Origin of the sequence: Mucilaginibacter sp. OK098 (assembly GCF_900142915.1) — a bacterium.
Taxonomy (GTDB): Bacteria; Bacteroidota; Bacteroidia; order Sphingobacteriales; family Sphingobacteriaceae; genus Mucilaginibacter.
The window spans coordinates 486,633-506,371 of sequence record NZ_FRCM01000005.1; the positions used below are offsets into that span (position 1 = coordinate 486,633).

Genomic DNA, 19,739 nt, shown 5'->3' on the forward strand with positions numbered 1-19,739 from the left:
TTTTTAATTATTGCCCTGTTTTAATGTATTTCATAATCTCGTTTTTAAAGCTTAAGCCAATAGGAATATTCCTGTAATCTGTTTCAATCAAATTTCCATTAATGGCATTAATGGTAGCTAAAGGTACAATGTATGAGCGATGCACCCTTAAAAAGCGGTTCGCCGGCAACAGATCTTCCAATGCCTTCATTGTGTACGTTGCAACTATTACTTTATTTTTCAGGTGTAGCTTAACATAATTCTGCATTCCTTCTATCAGTAATACTTCGGTAAGTACTATCCTAACTAATTTATTTTCAACCTTAATAAAAAGGTGATCGATGGCATCATGTGCAGCTTCTTTGGCAGGCTTTTGCAATCTGTCCTGTACTTTTTCCAAGGCCTGCAATAACCTTGGGAGGGCAATGGGTTTTAATAAATAATCTATCACGTTCAACTCGTAACCTTCAATGGCATATTTGTTATAGGCGGTAGTAAAAACTACCATAGGCGGATTTTTAAGCGAACGAAGAAAGTCGGTACCTGAAACGACCGGCATTTTTATATCAAGAAACACAAGGTCTATTTTTGAAATATGTAGTGCCTCATAAGCTTCCATTGCATTAGCACAAAGCTTAACCAGGTTATAATTGCTTAGGCCCGTCATGTAAGCCTGCAACAGCTTCCGGGCCTGGGGTTCATCGTCTACGATCAGGTAGTTAACGGTTTGCATATTTCAAGTATTACACTGTAAAAATCGCCGGTTTTATCAATGTTTAAAGTAAAATTTTCCGGGAAATAATACACCAGTCTCTTTTTAATATTTTGCAGCCCTATACCTCCTTTGCTGTGGTCGTTATGATAGCTGTTCTTTGTTTTTAAAGTTATCTTTTCAGTCGTGTTCTGCAGGCTGATCTCAATAAATATTTGGTCTGTTGCCAGGGAGCCGCCATGCTTAAATGCATTTTCAACAAAGGGCAAAAAAATAAAAGGCGGGATTTTATAATCAGGGTCCTTATCAGTTAATTGTATACTGATGTTTGCCTGTTCATCAAACCTTATCCGTTCAATAGCTATGTAATTATTTAATAAGGTAATTTCCTGCATCATGCTGATCTGCTCGGCTTCGCAGTCATAAAGTGACGAGCGCATAAAGTCTGCCAGGCGGTTTAAGAGGTCGACAGATTTTTCTTTCTCATTTTGGACGATGAATGATTGCAGATTGTTTAGTGTATTAAAAAAGAAATGTGGATTGATTTGCGCTTTTAATGTTGAGAGCTGCAATTGTGTATTTTCTTTTGCCAGCCATGCCTGTTTTATATTAAATTGATAGGCATATCGTATAAATTTGATAGCCAAAGGAATGTAAATAACTTCAAACAAGCTGGTAATACTGCTAAAAAAGACCTTTGATAAGCCTATGGGACTAAAATGAGCGCCATACACCCGTTTCCAAAAATCGTTACCCACTACCCAGGTTTGTTTGAGATTATACCAGTTAACAATAAGAGTAACTTCATAGGTGCGCAAAACGATTGCTATAACGTAATAGATTAAAAAAAGTAAGAATGCATACAGCCATTCGTGTTTTTGCAGCAATGGAACAATCACATATACAAAGGGGTAAAATAAAAATAGCGAATACCCTATACCTACTAAAGTAACGGAGTAATGCTGTTGTAAGGTGATGCGAAGTGTTACGCTCTCCTCCATCCAGAAAAAGAATAGAAAAAACCAAAACCCTGCGTGTAGTAGCACACGGTAACGCCAATCGGTAAATGATCTGTCCCAAAAAGTTTTCAGCAGGTTCATTTTTTGAATCTATATAATTCCTGCCATATTGTATAATTTTAATGACTAATCCATAAATTCTGCTGATCAACAATGGTTTTATCCATATAAATTAAATCATCTGACTGACAAAATTCATTTACATCTTTTTAAAGCATATTCAATGTGTGATACCGGACGCTGGTCAATTATATTTTAATCTGATCATCGCCATCATTTTCTTTAATCAAAATTTTAAAGAAATGAAAAGATCTATGTTTATAAGCGCTGCATTGTTTTTTAGCATTTTGGCAGCATCGGCCCAGGTTAGTACAATCAGGCCTGAAAAACCATCTGCAACTGATACCATCAGTTTAACCTACAATTGTTCAGACACTGCGGCTGAACTGAATGGTAAGGAAACCATATATGCCCGTATAACTACCTTTTTGCGTGATGGCTCAATCGAAAAGTTTCATCTGGCAATGACCGGTGCAGGAAATAAGCTTACACAGCAATTTAAATTACCGGAGAATGCCGCATCATTTAAAGTTGAGTTTTATACCTTAAATAAGGATGATGATAAGGCTGGCTTTAACCGGTTAGTATATGATGCAGGTCATCAAAAGGAAGTAGAAGGCGCTTATTTGGGTGCGATGTTTGATGACAATCCCGACAGTGTATTTCAAAAGGAAATGGCAAACTATCCGGATAATTACTTAGCCTATGCTAAATTCATTAACATAGTTTCGATGATAAAAGAGCATGATGCGGCTCAAATCCAAATCAATGGATTGTTAAAGAAGCTGGATGCTTCAGCAAAATTAATTAATGAACCAGGTGCGGGGCTCCTCGCTGCTTTGTGTATAGGTAACGCTAAAACTGGAAATTTGATTGAAGGGAAGAAATATTTGCATGAGCTTTTTAACAGATTTCCTATAAATGAGGAAACATCATTTGCCTTTAGCATTTATAATTATGAATACTATAAGCTGAGCAGGAAAGATGTAGAAGATGATGTAAGGGCAAAGCTAAAGGAGCTTTTTATTGCATATCCAACAGCGCCCGTTTCACAGGATGCCAATGTTTTTCAGTTTATTAAGGATGATAAAAGCATCTCTGTTGGTGTGTTTGAAAAGGTTTTAAAACCCTTGTATAATAATGATAAAGTTGGTTATCACGCATTAACCAACTTACCCGAATTGTATATTGAGCGCAATCAAAAGCTTGATTCAGCCAAAATAATACTTGATAAAGCTATCGGACTTTTCCAGGATGGCGCTATTAATCATCAATACAGGCTTAATAACAATCATTACCAGCAGTATGTACCAATTATGTACCTTGATTTGGCAAAGCTTAATATGCTGCGGAAAAATTACCAGGCAGCAATCACAAACAGTTCTGCTGCTATAAACATACTATCCGGCGGAGGCGCCGAAGGGAATTTTATGCCATTATTATTACAGTTGCGGGCCAATGCTTACAGGAATGCAGGGAACCTGAACCTGGCAATGGAAGACTATAAAAAGCTGTATAAAACTGGTGATACTACTGCTCTTGATTCAATGAAAACGCTTTTCCCTATGTGTAACCTAAAACAGAAAATTTTTGCGGAATTCGTAGCTTCGTTAAAATCAAGCGGTGCTAAGTCGGCCCCTAATGCTGATCTGGCGCCTGATTTTGCGGCAACTGATCTGAAAGGAAACACAGTGCACATGTCAGATTTTAAAGGCAAGCTGGTGGTTATGAATATATGGGGAATTGGGTGCGGGCCTTGTATTGCGGAAATGCCGGAACTGAATAAGCTGGTTAAGCAATATACTAATCATCCTAACGTGGTATTTATAGCCTTATCTGCGGATAAAACAGAAAGCCTGCTTAAGTTTTTTAAAAGCAGGCAATTTGAATACAGGGTTTTGAATAATGCAAATAATATAGGCGACAAATTTAATACCAATGCGTTGCCTGTACACATAGTGATCGGTAAAAATGGAGAGATCATCAGCCGGTCGATAGGAGCAAGGGCGAACATAAAAGATTATTTGCAGCAGGTAATAAACGCCAATCTTTAGTTTTAAAATTCCCGGGGTTCATTTCAAAAACCTTTAGCTTAAACAGCTAAAGGTTTTTTATTTGTCATAAAAATCAAAACCTCATTCAAAGACGTGATCCTGGCGATAACTCTCTTGCAAATTAATTGTTTATTATGCATCTTTGTGGCGCTTATGGAGAAAGACGGAGGGATTAGACCCTGCGATGTCTTAGCAACCTGTACTTACAAGGTGCTACATTCTACTCGGCAGCCAAACGGCCCCGGGAAAGATAAGCGAAAGTCAACATTATACCCGACTTTTCGATATAAGCAATTTTTTAGTTTACAGTTTTCACTTGGCAGTTTGCAGTTATTTTTTCTGTGAAGTTTTTCTGCAAATTTTAAACTGCTTACTGCAAACTGGCAACTGCCAACCGGATTAATATGGATATTAGAAAAGAATTAGAGAAACGCATCCTGGTAATTGACGGGGCTATGGGTACCATGATACAGCGGTACCAGCTTACCGAAGCTGATTTCCGTGGAGAACGTTTCCGTGAGCATGCAAGCGACCTGCAGGGGAACAATGACCTGCTGAATATAACGCGCCCTGATATTATTAAGACCATTCATGCCGAATACCTTGATGCCGGGGCAGATATTATTGAAACCAATACATTCAGTACACAACGGATCTCATTGGCAGATTATAACCTGGAAGAACTTGCTTACGAGCTAAGTTATGAAGGTGCCCGCATTGCCCGTGAAGTTGCTGACGAATACAATGAAAAAACACCCGGTAAACCCCGCTTTGTGGCTGGTGCAATTGGTCCAACTAACCGCACGGCCTCACTTTCGCCGGATGTTAATGATCCCGGTTACCGTGCCGTAACATTTGATGACCTTGCCGAAGCTTATTATGACCAGGTTAGGGGTTTGGTTGATGGGGGATCGGACTTGTTAATTGTTGAAACTATTTTTGATACCCTAAACGCCAAGGCAGCTTTGTTTGCTATAGACAGGTACAAAAAGGAATGTGCTATAGCTGGCAAAGATTACCCGCCCTTTAGGGGGTTGGGGGGCCTTATGATCTCGGGAACTATTACCGATGCATCCGGCCGTACTTTATCAGGGCAAACGGTTGAGGCCTTTTGGGATTCTGTTAGCCATGCAAACCTGCTTTCGGTAGGTTTAAATTGTGCCCTGGGAGCAAAGGAAATGCGCCCGCATCTTGCTGAGTTATCTGAAAAGGCTAACGTATATATTTCAGCCTATCCAAACGCCGGTTTACCAAACGAGTTTGGCCAGTATGACGAAACAGCCCACGAAACAGCCCATCAAATTGATGACTTTATAAAGAACGGACTGGTTAATATTGTGGGTGGCTGTTGCGGCACAACACCTGAGCATATTAAATGCATTGCCGAAAAAGCAGCAAAATACCAGCCGCGCCATATCCCGCAGATTGAACCTTACATGAGGCTTAGCGGATTGGAAGCGGTTACCATAACGCCCGAAAGCATTTTTGTGAATGTGGGTGAGCGTACAAATATTACCGGTTCGCCAAAGTTTTCGAAGCTTATTTTGGCCGAAGATTATGAAGCGGCTTTAACGGTTGCCCGTCAGCAGGTGGAAGGTGGCGCCCAGGTTATTGATATTAACATGGACGAGGGCATGATTGACTCGGAAGCGGTGATGGTTAAATTTTTGAACCTCGTAGCTTCTGAACCTGATATTGCCAAACTACCGATCATGATCGATTCATCAAAATGGACGGTTATTGAAGCGGGTTTAAAATGCATCCAGGGTAAGGGAATAGTTAACTCTATCTCCCTAAAAGAAGGCGAAGAGAAATTTAAGGAACAGGCTCATAAGATCTTGAGTTATGGCGCTGCCACTGTTGTAATGGCGTTTGATGAAAGCGGCCAGGCAGACTCCTTACAGCGCAGGATAGAAATCTGTAAACGCTCATATGATATTTTGGTTAATGAAGTTGGTTTCCCACCTGAGGATATCATCTTCGACCCTAATATTTTAACTGTTGCTACGGGCCTTGAAGAGCATAACAACTACGCGGTTGATTTTATTGATGCTACGCGCTGGATAAAACAAAACCTGCCGTATGCAAAAGTAAGTGGTGGGGTAAGTAATATTTCGTTCTCGTTCCGCGGTAATAATACCGTGCGTGAGGCCATGCACTCTGCTTTCCTTTATCATGCTATAAAAGCAGGTATGGATATGGGCATTGTAAATGCCGGGATGCTGGAAGTTTATGAAGAGATCCCTAAAAACCTATTGGAACTGGTAGAAGACGTATTACTTAACCGCAGGCCTGATGCTACCGAACGCCTGGTTGAATTTGCCGATACCATAAAAAGTAAGGGAAAAGAAATTGTAAGAGACGAGGAATGGCGCAAGGATCCGGTTGCTAAACGCTTGTCGCATGCACTTGTAAAGGGTATTATTGAGTACCTTGATGATGATGTGGAAGAAGCAAGGCAGCAATATGCCAAACCGTTGGAAGTAATTGAAGGCCCGTTAATGGACGGCATGAATATAGTTGGCGACCTTTTCGGCGCAGGTAAAATGTTTTTGCCACAGGTTGTAAAATCTGCCCGTGTAATGAAAAAGGCGGTTGCTTACCTGCTGCCATTCATCGAACTTGAAAAACAAAGAGTTATTGACGCAGGTGAAGACAGTAGCGGGAGCAGGGCTAATGCAGGTAAGATCTTAATGGCTACTGTGAAAGGCGATGTGCACGATATTGGTAAAAATATTGTGGGCGTAGTTTTAGCCTGTAACAACTTTGAGGTGATTGACCTTGGGGTGATGGTGCCTGCCCAAAGAATTATTGAAGAAGCTAAAAAACAAAATGTAGATATCATTGGCCTTAGCGGATTAATTACCCCATCGCTTGATGAAATGGTGCATTTTGCGAAGGAGATGGAACGCGAAGGCTTTACTATTCCGCTGATAATTGGCGGGGCAACAACCTCACGCATTCACGCTGCTGTGAAAGTAGCGCCTAACTATTCGGGAGCTGCTATCCACGTGCTTGACGCTTCGAGAAGTGTAACGGTTTGCAGCAGTTTGATGAGCAAGGATAACCGGGATGCTTATATCCAGGGGATAAAAGATGAATATGAAAAAGCGCGCGAGGCGCATTTAAACAAAAAGTCTGATAAGCGTTTTGTAAGCATTGATGAGGCCAGGACGTCAAAATTCCAAATCAGCCTGGATGGTGATGTGGCTCCAAAACCAACATTTACAGGTACTAAAGTATTTGAAAATTACCCGCTGGAAGAATTGGTGCCTTATATAGACTGGACCCCATTTTTTCATACCTGGGAGCTGCGTGGCAGCTATCCGAAGATCTTTGCCGACAAGTTTGTGGGCGATGAAGCCAAAAAGCTTTATGATGACGCACAGGCATTGTTAAAAAAGATAGTAGACGAAAAGTTGTTACAGGCCAATGGCGTAATTGGCTTTTGGCCGGCAAATAGCGTTGGTGATGATATTGAGCTGTATGCTGATGAAAGCCGCAAAACCCTGCTAACCCGTATTCACACTTTACGCCAGCAGGCGGAGAAGGTTAAAGGTGATCCGTATTACGCGCTATCAGATTTTATCGCCACAAAAGAAAGCGGCGTACCTGATTATTTTGGAGGCTTTGCAGTAACAACCGGTTTAGGTTGCGATGAACTGGTAGCCAAATTTGAAAAGGATTATGACGATTACAACAGCATAATGGCCAAAGCGCTTGCTGATCGTTTGGCGGAAGCCTTTGCCGAAAAAATGCATGAGCTGGTACGTAAAGAATACTGGGGCTATTCAAAAGGCGAGCAGTTGAGCACTGATGACCTGATAAAAGAAGAGTACCAGGGCATCCGCCCGGCGCCGGGTTATCCTGCATGTCCGGATCATACGGAGAAAACTACTTTGTTTGAACTGCTAAAAGCAGAAGACAACGCCCATATGCACCTTACCGAAAGCCTGGCAATGACACCGGCGGCATCAGTAAGTGGGTTTTACTTTGCACATCCGCAGGCCAGGTATTTTGGTTTAGGAAAAATTAGCAAAGATCAGGTAGAGGATTACGCGGTGCGAAAAGGTATGGATTTGGAAGATGTTGAACGCTGGTTAGGGCCCAACATAAATTATTAAAAGATTTGTCATTGCGAGGAACGAAGCAACCTCGTAGCTATGCATAAACGCCCTGTATAGTTCGCGATTGCTTCGTTCCTCGCAATGACAAGATTATAAATGCTACTAAATATTTGACCCGAATAGGATCACAATGAAAATAACTGAACACATACAAAACGCAAAAGGCAAAACGCTTTTTTCTTTCGAATTAATACCGCCTTTAAAGGGACATAGTATCCAGGGGATCTATGATGCCATTGACCCTTTGATGGAATTTAAACCGCCATTTATTGATGTAACATCGTTGCGCGAGGATTTTATATACAAGCAGCATGAAAATGGTTTGCTGGAGAAATTAAGCTACCGCAAACGCCCGGGCACTATAGCCATCTGTGCAGCTATAATGAATAAGTATAAGGTGGATACTGTGCCGCATTTATTATGTGGTGGATTTACTAAAGACGAAACTGAAAATGGCCTTATTGATTTGCAGTTTTTAGGCATTGAGAACGTTTTGGTTTTGCGTGGTGATGCCCGTTTAGGTGATGCATCATTTGTACCAAACCCCAACGGACATTGTTATGCTACTGACCTGCTGAAACAGGTGGTGAACATGAACAATGGCGTTTACCTGCATGAAAACCTGGGTGAGAACCTGAAGACTGATTTCTGCATCGGCGTTGCAGGTTATCCCGAAAAGCATTTCGAAGCGCCAAACCTAAAATCGGACTTTAAATACCTGAAACAAAAAGTTGACATGGGCGCTGGGTTTATTGTTACCCAGATGTTTTTTGATAATCAGAAATATTTCGACTTTGTGAACAACTGCCGGGCCAATGGGATAAATGTGCCTATCATCCCCGGGCTAAAACCCATCACCACATCAAAACAACTGGTTAACCTGTCAAAAACTTTTCATATTGATATGCCTGATGATCTCTGCGACCTGATCCATGGCTGCAAATCAGAAAAAGATGTAAAAGAAGCAGGCATTGAGTGGATGATCAATCAGTGTAAGGAACTAATGGCTTTTGGCGTTCCGGTACTGCATTTCTACACAATGAGCAACGCCGGGCCAACAAAGAAGATTGCGGAAGCGATATTTTAGGGAAGTCCGAAAGTCCGAAAGTCCGAAAGTCCGAAAGTCCGAAAGTCCGAAAGTCCGAAAGTCCGAAAGTCCGAAAGTCCGAAAGTCCGAAAGTCCGAAAGTCCGAAACACATTATGTTAAGTCCGGACAAATAATTATCGAAAGATTTACGAAGTTTTAGAAACTTCGTAAATCTAATCCTTTCCCCGTGGCTGTGCCCCCACAGCCACTATCAGAATGTTATTGTGAGGACAACGCTAACTGCTAAGCATCCTAAAATCTTTCATCCCATAAATCATAGTTCAAACCATAAGCACTAACCGGCTGTGAGGACACAGCCGGCGGGGTGGGTGTAACAAAAAAGCTCGCTTTTCAGCAGGCTTCATCTATGGTCTATCGTCCATGGACAATGGACTCAAAAAACTACCAAACCTTCGTTCTATCCTCCGGTTTCTTATACATTTTGTCACCGGGCTTCACACCGAAAGCTTTATACCATGCATCTATGTTTGTTAGAGGTGCGTCGGTACGGTATTGCTCAGGCGAGTGCGGATCGGTTAAGATCCGTTGTGCCGCAGCTTCAGGACGCTGCGAACTCCTCCACACCTGCGCCCATGAAAGGAAGAAACGCTGATCAGGTGTAAACCCGTCAATTTTTGTGTTGGATTTGCCTTCTTTAGTTTTCTTAAAAGCTGCATATGCTACATTTAATCCGCCCAAATCTGCAAGGTTTTCACCAAGGGTGAGTTTGCCATTCACGTGGATGGTATCAACAACCGTGAATTGGTTGTACTGGTTTACCACTTGGTCGGCACGGAGTTTAAATTTATCGGCATCATCCTTTGTCCACCAGTCGCGTAATGTTCCATCCGCATCATACTGGCGGCCCTGATCGTCAAAACCGTGGGTCATTTCATGGCCAATCACAGCGCCAATACCGCCATAGTTAACCGCGTCATCGGCTCCAAAATCAAAGAACGGAAATTGCAGGATCCCGGCAGGGAAAACAATCTCATTATTGGTTGGGCTGTAATAAGCGTTAACAGTTGGCGGGCTCATGCCCCAACGGGTTTTGTCAACAGGCTTGCCCAACTGGCTTACGTTATAATTATATCTCCATTGAGCTATCCTGCGCAGGTTACCGGCATAATCACCCCGTTCTATCTCTAAACCAGCATATTGCTGCCATTTATCGGGATAGCCAATTTTAACAGTAAATGCAGCTAGTTTTTTCAAAGCACGTGCCTTTGTTACGGCGCTCATCCATGTTAAGTTTTGAATGCGTTCCCCAAGGGTAACTTTAAGGTTATTCACCAGGTTTGCCATATATTGCTTGGCCGCAGGCGTAAAATATTTTTCTACATATATTTGTCCCAGTAATTCACCAAGACTGCCGTCAACCAATCCTGAAATACGCTCAGTGCGTGGCGCCTCTACTTTTTGCCCGCTCAGTGCGCTGCTAAAATCGAAGCTTGCTTTTACAAACGGAGAGCTCATTGCCGATGCAGAACCTTTTAAAATGTTCCATTGCAAGTAAACCCTCCAGTCGGTAATCGGGGTTGCAGCTAACTGCGCGTCCAATGCTTTATAATAGTCGGGAGCGGAAACAATAACAGTGTCCTGTCCATTAATTTTCATCAGCGGCATCAGCTGTGCCCAGTTAAGATGAGGCGTGATCTTACTAAAATCAGTTACAGCCAATTTATTATAGGTTTTATTAGGGTCGCGCATGGCAACGCGGCTTAACTGTGCTTTGGCAATGGCAGTTTCAATAGTAAATATTGTTTCTGCATTTTTTGCCGCCTCCGCATCGCTTGTACCGGTAAGTTTAAATAATGTGATAATATACTGTTTATAAGCAGCCTGGATCTTTTTGGTACGCGCATCATCTTTTAAATAGTTATCGCGGTCTGGCAGGCTGGTGCCGCCTTGTCCAAAGCTTAATATATTTACAGTTGGGTGTTTTGAGTCCTGGCCAACGCCAAAACCAAATAACGGACTGCCCACGCCATTTGTACGTTCATAAACAGCTTCTTTTATTACACCATCCAGGTCAGTTACTTTCGCAACACGCTCCAGGTCGGGTTTTATTGGGTCGTATCCACGTTTTTCAACGGCAACGCTATCCATTCCGCTCGCATATAAATCGCCAACACGTTGTTTCAGGCTGCCTTTTGGCTGTCCCTGAGTTTTACTTACATCGTTTAATATTCCCAGCAGCCTGTCTGTGTTTTCCTGGTGAAGGATGCTGAAACTGCCCCAGCGGGTTTCTTTCGCCGGTATGGCATTATTTTTTACCCAATTGCCATCGGCATATTCAAAAAAATCGTCGCCCGGTTTAACCGATTGGTCCATATTAGCCGGATCAATATATTTTTTGAGATCTAAGGAGATAGCCGGTGATCTTGGCTTATCCTTTGTTTTTACGCCATCCTGGGCGAAGGCATTTACCGACAGGCATAATAATCCCATCAGCATAAAATTCTTTACGTTTTGTTTCATACAGTCAGTTACTTGAAAAATAAAGTTAAGAAATTAAGGATGAAGGCCGCAAACAGGCTGGGCCGGATCTTAGCGGTTAAACCACTTTACCAGGAAAGAGGACTTTGCTTTTTTTAGCATTTCGAGTAAAAAGCGGTGCAGCGGCAATGTTTTCATAGCCATTGAGGATGTTTTTAGATTAAACTTTTTAATTGTAAAAATATTGTGATGAAGAGGTTCATAGTTGATGGTTTATAGTTCATAGTAAAAAAGTGGCAGTAGTAGTGGTGAGTAGCAGTGATGTTGGAGGTTAGGCGAAATAATATCACTACCCCCCCCCATAAACCTAACTTCGGCCATGAACCATGAACTGTCAACTATGAACCAATGACAAAGCAGCCAAAAAAACCATGAACCATGAACTATGAACCATGAACTATTATTAAATTTGCGCCTTATGAGTATTTCTAAAACATACCTGCCCCAAGAAGCCGAAGAAAAATGGTACAGTTACTGGTTAAAGCACGATTTTTTTAAATCGGTGCCTGATGAACGCGAGCCATATACGATTGTAATTCCGCCGCCAAACGTCACCGGTGTGCTGCACATGGGGCATATGTTGAACAATACCATACAGGATGTGCTGATCCGCCGTGCGCGGATGAAAGGAAAAAATGCCTGCTGGGTACCCGGTACCGATCATGCAAGTATTGCAACAGAAGCAAAAGTTGTTGCTATGCTTAAAGAACGCGGCATCAGCAAAAAAGACCTTACCCGTGCCGAGTTTTTAGCTTACGCTTTGGAATGGAAGGAAAAATATGGAGGTATTATTCTCGACCAGCTAAAAAAATTGGGTGCGTCCTGCGATTGGGACCGTACGCGGTTTACTATGGAGGATGATTTATCAGAAGCCGTAATTGATACCTTTATCCACTTTTATAAAAAAGGCCTTATATATCGCGGTGTACGCATGGTAAACTGGGATCCGCAGGGAAAAACTGCGGTGTCTGACGAGGAGGTTATCCGTAAAGAAGTAAATCAGAAACTTTATTATATACGCTACGCTGTTAAGTCCGAAAGTAAGAGCAATGAAGAAAATAATCCTTCGGACTTTCTTACTATAGCAACAACCCGCCCGGAAACTATCATGGCTGATGCAGCTATTTGTATCAATCCAAATGATGAGCGGTATTTGCATTTGCACGGTAAAAGAGTATTGATTCCGCTTATTAACAGGGAGATCCCGGTTATATTGGATGAGTACGTAACCATGGATTTTGGTACCGGCTGTTTGAAGGTAACGCCTGCGCATGATTTGAATGACTATGAGCTTGGCCAGAAACATAACTTGCCAGTTATTGATATTTTAAATGATGACGGAACGCTTAACGAAAAGGCGGAGATCCTGGTGGGTGAAGATCGTTTTATCGCCCGTAAAAAAATAGCTGCATTGCTGGAAGCTGACGGATCACTGGATAAGGTTGAAGATTATAAATCGCAGATAGGTTTTTCAGAACGTACTGACGCAGTTATTGAGCCAAAGCTATCTATGCAATGGTTTTGCAAGATGGAAGAAATGGCGAAACCTGCACTTGATTATGTATTGAAGGGCGAGATAAAATTGATCCCCGATAAATTCATAAACACGTACCGCCACTGGATGGAGAACGTACGTGATTGGAATATCAGCCGCCAGTTATGGTGGGGACAACAGATCCCTGCATGGTATTTGCCAAACGGCCAGTTTGTTATTGCAAAAACCCGTGAAGAGGCGTTTAAAGAAGCAATTAAGCTGAAAGGCGAAAGCTTAAAGCTTAAAGCTGAAGACTTAGTACAGGATGAGGATGTACTTGATACCTGGTTTTCTTCATGGCTTTGGCCTATTTCTGTATTTGACGGATTTAAAGATCCAAACAATGCAGACATAAACTATTATTACCCGACAAATGATTTGGTTACAGCGCCCGAGATCTTGTTCTTTTGGGTTGCCAGGATGATAATGGCCGGGCATGAGTTTAGGGGCGAGGCGCCGTTTAAAAACGTTTACCTAACCGGGATAGTTAGGGACAAGCTTGGTCGTAAAATGTCAAAATCATTAGGCAACTCGCCTGATCCGCTTAGCCTGATTGAAAAGTTTGGCGCTGATGGCGTTAGGGTAGGGATGCTGTTGTGCTCGCCTGCCGGTAACGATTTAATGTTTGACGAGAGCTACTGTGAGCAGGGCCGTAACTTTGCCAACAAGATCTGGAATGCCTTTAAGCTGATCAAGGGCTGGGAAGTTGACGAAAGTTTAAAAAATGATAACCAGGTAGCTATTGATTGGTTTGAGAGCAGGTTTAACCAGGCCTTAACAGAAATTGAAAGCAACTTTGAGCAATTCCGCCTTTCAGAAGCTTTAATGACCACTTATAAACTGGTATGGGACGACTTTTGCGCCTGGTACCTGGAAATGATCAAGCCGGTTTACCAGCACCCTATTGACAGGGAAACCTATGATAAAACAATTGCATTTTTCGAAGATATTTTAAAGATCCTGCATCCGTTTATGCCATTTATTACGGAAGAGCTGTGGCATGATGAACTGTTTGGCGAGCGATCAGAACTGGATTGTTGCATCGTTGCCCAATTACCGAAATATGGGCAAATTAATACACGTCTGCTTGACGATGTTGAAATTGTAAAACAAATTATAACACAGGTTAGAAATATCCGCAACGCAAAACAAATATCACCAAAAGAAAAACTGGAACTTTCGGTTAAAGCAAATTCGGGTGTTGCCTATAAAAATTACGAATTAATTATTACCAAACTTGGCAATATCAGCGCGTTTGATTTTGTGGCTGATAAAGTGCCTCAGGCTGCGGGCTTTATGGTTTCAACCGATGAGTTTTACGTGCCTTTAAATGAAAGTATAGACCCTGTTGCCGAGTGTGCAAAACTGCAAAAAGAGAAGGAATATTTAATTGGGTTTTTAAAAGGAGTTAACTCAAAGTTAGGGAACGAACGATTTATGAGTAACGCAAAACCCGATATTATTGAGGTTGAGTTAAAGAAAAAGGCCGATGCTGAAGCTAAACTGAAAATACTGGAGGAGAACTTATCGGCTTTGGCTTGTTAATTGCATATATGCTTGCGATAAATTATTGAGAGCAGGGGGTTCTAAATTTTCTTCCCCCTTGATATTATTGATTTTTATAATCAACTTTAACAGTTAAGTGCCTACATTTAATGAGCAAGGACGCAGGTTTTTTTAATTTTTCCATCAACAAAATAATTTCAAACGACCAGTCCATTCTTGATCAGGCGCGTATTCGATTGTTATACTATGGCTTCTATATAGTATTTGTTGCGGTTGCAGGATTATTTCTTAGTGTTTACCTTCAGCACCTTCCTTTGCTTACAGCAATGGCAGGCATTGTACTGCTGTGTGTGGTTGTTTTATTTAAATACCTTACCTATAAACCACAGTGGCGCCATATCTCGCACGCTTTGCTTGCTATAGCTACCCTTATTAATTTAAGTAATGTTTTTGTGGTTATACAAAAGGTTGATATTATAACCATACAGGTGATACTGCTGGTAGTAATATTTAGTTATTATATGCTGGGGAATGGCTGGGGGCTATTTTATTCGCTGTTAAATATTCTGCCTGTGATGGTGTTTTATGTGCTGGAGTATAATGAAAGTTATTTTATCCCGCTAAGGCCCGAAAGTATTGATCAGTCAACAATTATCATTAGCATGTTTGCTAATTTTATAATTATTGTTTTTATCCATAGTCATTTTTACGGCGCATTTTTTAAAAATATAAACCAGCTTGAAGAAACAAGCAGGGAGCAGGCTGTCCTTAACAATAAATTGGAGCTTGCAATTGACAAAGCCGAGAAATCGTCGCAAATAAAATCGGAGTTTTTGGCAACGATGTCGCACGAGATCCGCACGCCTTTGAATGCCATAGTGGGGATGAGTAATTTGATGATAATGGCTAACCCAAGGCCCGACCAAAATGAAAATCTTAACGTATTAAAATCCTCTGCAAATAACCTGCAATCAATAGTAAATGATGTGCTTGATTTTAATAAGATAGAAGCAGGCAAAGTAATATTTGAACACTCAAAATTTAGCATAGTTGACCTGTTACAAAATATTTGCGGGGCCCAACAGCTAAAAGCTGAAGAAAAAGGGCTTGCTTTTACACTTAAAATAGACCCAACGCTTAATAACAGGGTGCTTTTAGGCGATTCGACCCGGTTAACCCAAATATTGTTTAACCTGGTAAGCAATGCTATAAAATTTACCAGGGAAGGTAATATTTATGTTAAGGCTTTTTGTTATGAAGACAGGGATAATAAAGTACGTGTAACCTTTACCGTTAAAGATACAGGCATTGGTATTGATAAAGACAACCTGCAAAGTATTTTTGAGCCTTTTACCCAGGAATCAATAACTACTACGCGGCAATATGGCGGTACCGGCATGGGGCTTGCTATAGTAAAACGTTTGCTTGAATTGCAGGGTTTACAAATGCATGTTTCCAGTAAGCTGGGTGAAGGCTCTGAGTTTTCATTTAATATGGAGTTTGCCGTATCATCGGCAAGTATAAATGAGGTTGGTGAAAAACACCCGTTATTACAAAATCCGGGAGTTTTAAGCAACCTTAAAATGCTTATTGCCGAGGATAACCCGGTGAATGTACTCCTGATGAAAAAGTTGCTTTCAAAATGGAAAATAATACCTACCATAGCTGAAAATGGAAAGGTGGCAATTGATATTTTTAAAACAGGTAACTTCGATATTATTTTGATGGACCTGCAAATGCCTGTAATGAACGGCTTTGACGCTGCCATGGAAATAAGAAAATTACCTATCGCCAAAAAAGCAAATGTCCCTATTATTGCCTTAACCGCAGCTGCTTTGTTAGACATTGAAGAACAAGTTTTAAACGCTGGTATGAATGATTATGTATCTAAACCGTTTAAACCCGAAGAACTGATGGAAAAGATCCAAAACCTGGTTTTTGCTGTTTCCGCTCACAACTCATTATAAAAAGGCAATTCCTCAATAAACTTATAATCCTGTTTATCAAAATCAATGCGGCAGTAGTAATGTTGTAACCCGTTGGTAACCACAAGCAGCTTTACTTTATGAACCATGTTATACCTGGCTATTTGGTCGAAGGTTTTTTGATCTATGGTTACTGAAGGCGCTTTACATTCAACCAATAATATTTTCTCGCCTAACGAATTGTAAACCACAATATCAGTCCGTTTGGCCATTCCATGCAGTTTGTGGCCACCCTCAAGTTTTATCAATGTTTTCGGATATTTTTTTTGATTGATGAGGTATTGTACAAAGTGCTGTCGCACCCACTCTTCAGGGGTAATTATAATATTCCTTTTCCTGATAATATCAAACAGCGTTAACTGGCCGTTAACATCATTTATTTTAAAAGGATACGGTGGAAGGTTGAGCGGCAGCAGCAGATCCATATTGCGAAAATGGAAATTTTATAAGGGGAATCCTAATGATGTTGATACAATTCAGGAGTTATGGCGCAGGTAGCAGCTATACAGCAATTGATATTTGTTATTCACCAATGACAAATGACCACTGCCCACTGACTAAAATTCCTTATTTTGCACACTGAAATGACGGCGACCGATATTATAAAAGATCTGAAGAATAAAAAGTATAAACCCCTGTATTTACTGCATGGGGAGGAACCTTATTTTATTGATTTGGTGAGTGAATATGTAGAGCGTAAGCTGTTGCCTGAAGCTGAAAAAGGATTTAACCAAACCGTTTTATACGGTAAGGATACCGATATAATGACCGTGCTAAATGCTTCCAAACGCTACCCCATGATGGCCGATTACCAGGTAGTTTTGGTAAAAGAGGCGCAGGATATGAAATGGGGAAGTGACGATGCCGATAAAAAAGGAATAAACCCCTTATTAAGTTACCTGGAGAACCCGCTGCCAAGCACCATTCTTGTTTTTTGCTACAAGTACGGCAAGTTTGATAAACGTAAAAAGACTTATAAGGCCATAGAAAAAAACGGACTCATTTTTGAATCAGCTGCTTTATATGATAGTAAGATCCCTGCGTGGATTGAAGGCTTTATAGCCGAAAAGGGTTATAAGATCAATCAGCAGGCCTCCCTTATGCTGGCTGAATATTTGGGTAACGATCTTTCAAAGATCAGTAATGAGCTTGAAAAGCTGATGCTGAATGTACAGGCCGGGCAGGAGATCACCCTGAAGCATATTCACGATAATATAGGCATCAGCAAAGAATATAATGTATTTGAGCTGCAGGCCGCGCTTGGTAAAAAAGATGCATTAAAGGCTAACCAGATCATTAATTATTTTGAGGCCAACCCCAAAGCTAACCCAATAGTATTGGTTTTAGGTAATCTGAATAACTTTTTCAGCAAGGTGCTAACTTATCATTATGTAAAGGATAAGTCGCCGCAAAACCTGGCGCGGGAGCTGGGCATCAGTCCGTATTTTATAAAAGATTATGAGCAGGCCGCCCGCAGCTATAACTATGGCAAAACCATGCAGATCATCAGCTACCTGCGCGAGTATGATTTGAAAAGCAAAGGCGTTGATTCAAACACCGATAATGGCGGGCTGATGAAGGAATTGGTGTTTAAGATTTTGCATTAGGATTTAAATCATTTTTTTCTTGAATTGGCCCGTAGAGACGCGATGCTTCGCGTCTCCCGCCTGCTAATTATACTTAAGAAATTTGAAATGCAAAATTCGGGATGCAAAGTTTCAGACGCGAAGCATCGCGTCTCTACGAATTTTCATTACAGCATCTTTTTAAGGTTGATAAATTTTGCCGATGTTCTATTCAGCCTTATCATAAAGTTCAAACCCTTTCTTTATCATATCCTTCACATCACCAATCAGGCTATCATCCGGTTTCTTAAAGTTGAAGCACGATTTTCCTTTTAGTAGCTTTGGCTAATAAAAAGATCACACATTCCATGGAAAACTTAGCAAAACAGGTTAAAATATTAAAGATCTACGCTATTGTATTAACGCTGGTTGTGCTGGCATTAATAGTGTATACTTTAAATTTAAATACCGGCCACTACAAAGAAATAACAGCCGAACGCATAAACATTGTCGAAAAAACAGGCAAACTAAGGATGGTAATCAGCAACAAGGAAAGGCAGCATCCCGGCAGGATGGACGATAAAGATCTGCCTACCCGTGAGCGTCCTGCCGGCATGATCTTTTTTAATGATGAAGGTGATGAGGATGGCGGCCTGGTTTATGACGGTGATAAAAACAGCGCCAGCATGACCTATTCATTTGATCAGTATAAAAACGACCAGATAATGCAGCTGCAATATGAGCAGGATAAAGATCACGGCAATATTGTAAGAAGCTACGGGCTAAACATGTGGGACAGGAAAGATGAGTTTACCCTAGCCAAACAGCTGGCTTATTACGATTCATTAAAAAAACTAAATGATACCAGTGCAATGAATAACGGTATTAAAAAGCTTAAAGCAGCGGGGAATACCCGGCAAAGGCTTTTTGTAGGTAAAAACACAAAAGGGGAGGTCGGCTTGTTTTTAAATGATGCAAACGGAAAGCCACGTCTAAACATCTATGTAAACAAACAAAACCAACCCGTTATTGAAACTTTGAATGAAAAGGGAGAGGTGATTGGTACAAAGTAAATATCCAAATTGTCATTGCAGAAAATAACGCGCAGCAAACTCACCGCTATGCAGGTCAATGAGCTTGTGGTGTTACACCTGCAATGACAAGATGTTTAATTAAGCTTTTTCGGCAAACTTATCCGGAGTTATTCTTACTCTGTCGTCAAGCGCCTCGTCCATTTGAAACAATAAGGTAACTTTTCCATCTTTGCCTTCAATAGTAAGGGTAACCGGCATGTCTTTGCCATCGCGTTGCGCAACACCATGGATAACGGTTTTCCCATCTTTAAAAGGTACTTTCCAGTTACAGGTATTTGATTTTATAATGGCTTTTATTTTGGGATCACCATTAACAAGAACGTTAACTTCTGTTTTGTTAATTTCAATAGACACAGCTTCATCTTCCGATCGCAGCAAAGTACCGGCGGCATCTATATGGTTGGTTTTTGATGAAGTAAGCACAACAGTTTTATCGCATTGTGCAAAGCAGGCAACGCTTAAGGCTGCCAGTAAGGTGATGGTTAATAATATTTTTTTCATTGTATTTTATGGTAAA

Annotated in this window: 12 protein-coding genes and 1 riboswitch; of the genes, 7 read left to right on the forward strand and 5 right to left on the reverse strand. The window is 41.1% G+C overall.

Going from position 1 to position 19,739, the window contains the following annotated elements; genetic code table 11:
- Positions 1 to 7 precede the first annotated feature (7 nt).
- The gene (locus BUE31_RS18855; RefSeq protein WP_073405370.1) at positions 8 to 712 is read right to left on the reverse strand and encodes a LytR/AlgR family response regulator transcription factor; all 705 of its coding nucleotides are present in this window, start codon (positions 710 to 712) and stop codon (positions 8 to 10) included.
- A complete protein-coding gene (locus BUE31_RS18860; protein WP_073405371.1) occupies positions 691 to 1,791 on the reverse strand; it encodes a sensor histidine kinase in 1,101 nt (366 codons plus the stop codon). Before BUE31_RS18860 ends, BUE31_RS18855 begins: the two co-directional genes overlap by 22 nt.
- A 221-nt stretch (positions 1,792 to 2,012) precedes the next feature.
- Between BUE31_RS18860 and BUE31_RS18865 the strand changes: the two genes are divergently transcribed.
- The 3 genes from BUE31_RS18865 to metF all read left to right on the forward strand — a co-directional run bounded on the left by BUE31_RS18865 (position 2,013) and on the right by metF (position 9,038).
- Positions 2,013 to 3,824 carry a TlpA family protein disulfide reductase gene (locus tag BUE31_RS18865; RefSeq protein WP_143167177.1) on the forward strand — a complete coding sequence of 604 codons (1,812 nt, stop codon included), beginning with the start codon at positions 2,013 to 2,015 and terminating at the stop codon, positions 3,822 to 3,824.
- Between the two features lie 148 nt (positions 3,825 to 3,972).
- A riboswitch (SAM riboswitch) is annotated at positions 3,973 to 4,081 on the forward strand.
- Positions 4,082 to 4,228: 147 nt separating this feature from the next.
- A complete protein-coding gene (gene metH / locus BUE31_RS18870; RefSeq protein ID WP_073405373.1) occupies positions 4,229 to 7,948 on the forward strand; it encodes a methionine synthase in 3,720 nt (1,239 codons plus the stop codon).
- A gap of 133 nt (positions 7,949 to 8,081) precedes the next feature.
- Complete coding sequence (gene metF / locus BUE31_RS18875; RefSeq protein WP_073405374.1) at positions 8,082 to 9,038, forward strand: methylenetetrahydrofolate reductase [NAD(P)H]; 957 nt, start codon at positions 8,082 to 8,084, stop codon at positions 9,036 to 9,038.
- A 403-nt stretch (positions 9,039 to 9,441) separates the two neighbouring features.
- On the opposite strand, the gene BUE31_RS18880 is transcribed toward metF, so the two are convergent.
- Positions 9,442 to 11,520, reverse strand: coding sequence for a M13 family metallopeptidase (locus BUE31_RS18880; RefSeq protein ID WP_073405375.1), 2,079 nt, complete (start codon positions 11,518 to 11,520; stop codon positions 9,442 to 9,444).
- A gap of 436 nt (positions 11,521 to 11,956) precedes the next feature.
- On the opposite strand from BUE31_RS18880, the gene BUE31_RS18885 reads away from it, so the two are divergent.
- Together BUE31_RS18885 and BUE31_RS18890 are read left to right on the forward strand one after the other, a co-directional pair.
- Positions 11,957 to 14,617, forward strand: a complete 2,661-nt coding sequence (locus tag BUE31_RS18885; protein WP_073405376.1) for a valine--tRNA ligase — start codon at positions 11,957 to 11,959, stop codon at positions 14,615 to 14,617.
- Positions 14,618 to 14,727: 110 nt separating this feature from the next.
- Entirely contained in the window at positions 14,728 to 16,545 is a 1,818-nt protein-coding gene (locus BUE31_RS18890; RefSeq protein WP_073405377.1) for an ATP-binding protein, read from the forward strand.
- On the opposite strand, the gene BUE31_RS18895 is transcribed toward BUE31_RS18890, so the two are convergent.
- Positions 16,530 to 16,988, reverse strand: a complete 459-nt coding sequence (locus BUE31_RS18895; RefSeq protein ID WP_073405378.1) for a type I restriction enzyme HsdR N-terminal domain-containing protein — start codon at positions 16,986 to 16,988, stop codon at positions 16,530 to 16,532. The two genes, BUE31_RS18890 and BUE31_RS18895, sit on opposite strands and share 16 nt — an antisense overlap.
- A gap of 159 nt (positions 16,989 to 17,147) precedes the next feature.
- On the opposite strand from BUE31_RS18895, the gene holA reads away from it, so the two are divergent.
- Both holA and BUE31_RS18905 read left to right on the forward strand, forming a co-directional pair.
- Positions 17,148 to 18,170: a DNA polymerase III subunit delta gene (gene holA, locus BUE31_RS18900; protein WP_073405379.1), complete on the forward strand. Its 1,023-nt coding sequence runs from the start codon at positions 17,148 to 17,150 to the stop codon at positions 18,168 to 18,170.
- Positions 18,171 to 18,496: 326 nt separating this feature from the next.
- Positions 18,497 to 19,201: a hypothetical protein gene (locus BUE31_RS18905; protein ID WP_073405380.1), complete on the forward strand. Its 705-nt coding sequence runs from the start codon at positions 18,497 to 18,499 to the stop codon at positions 19,199 to 19,201.
- 99 nt (positions 19,202 to 19,300) lie between these two features.
- On the opposite strand, the gene BUE31_RS18910 is transcribed toward BUE31_RS18905, so the two are convergent.
- Positions 19,301 to 19,723, reverse strand: coding sequence for a hypothetical protein (locus tag BUE31_RS18910; RefSeq protein ID WP_073405381.1), 423 nt, complete (start codon positions 19,721 to 19,723; stop codon positions 19,301 to 19,303).
- Positions 19,724 to 19,739: the final 16 nt, after the last annotated feature.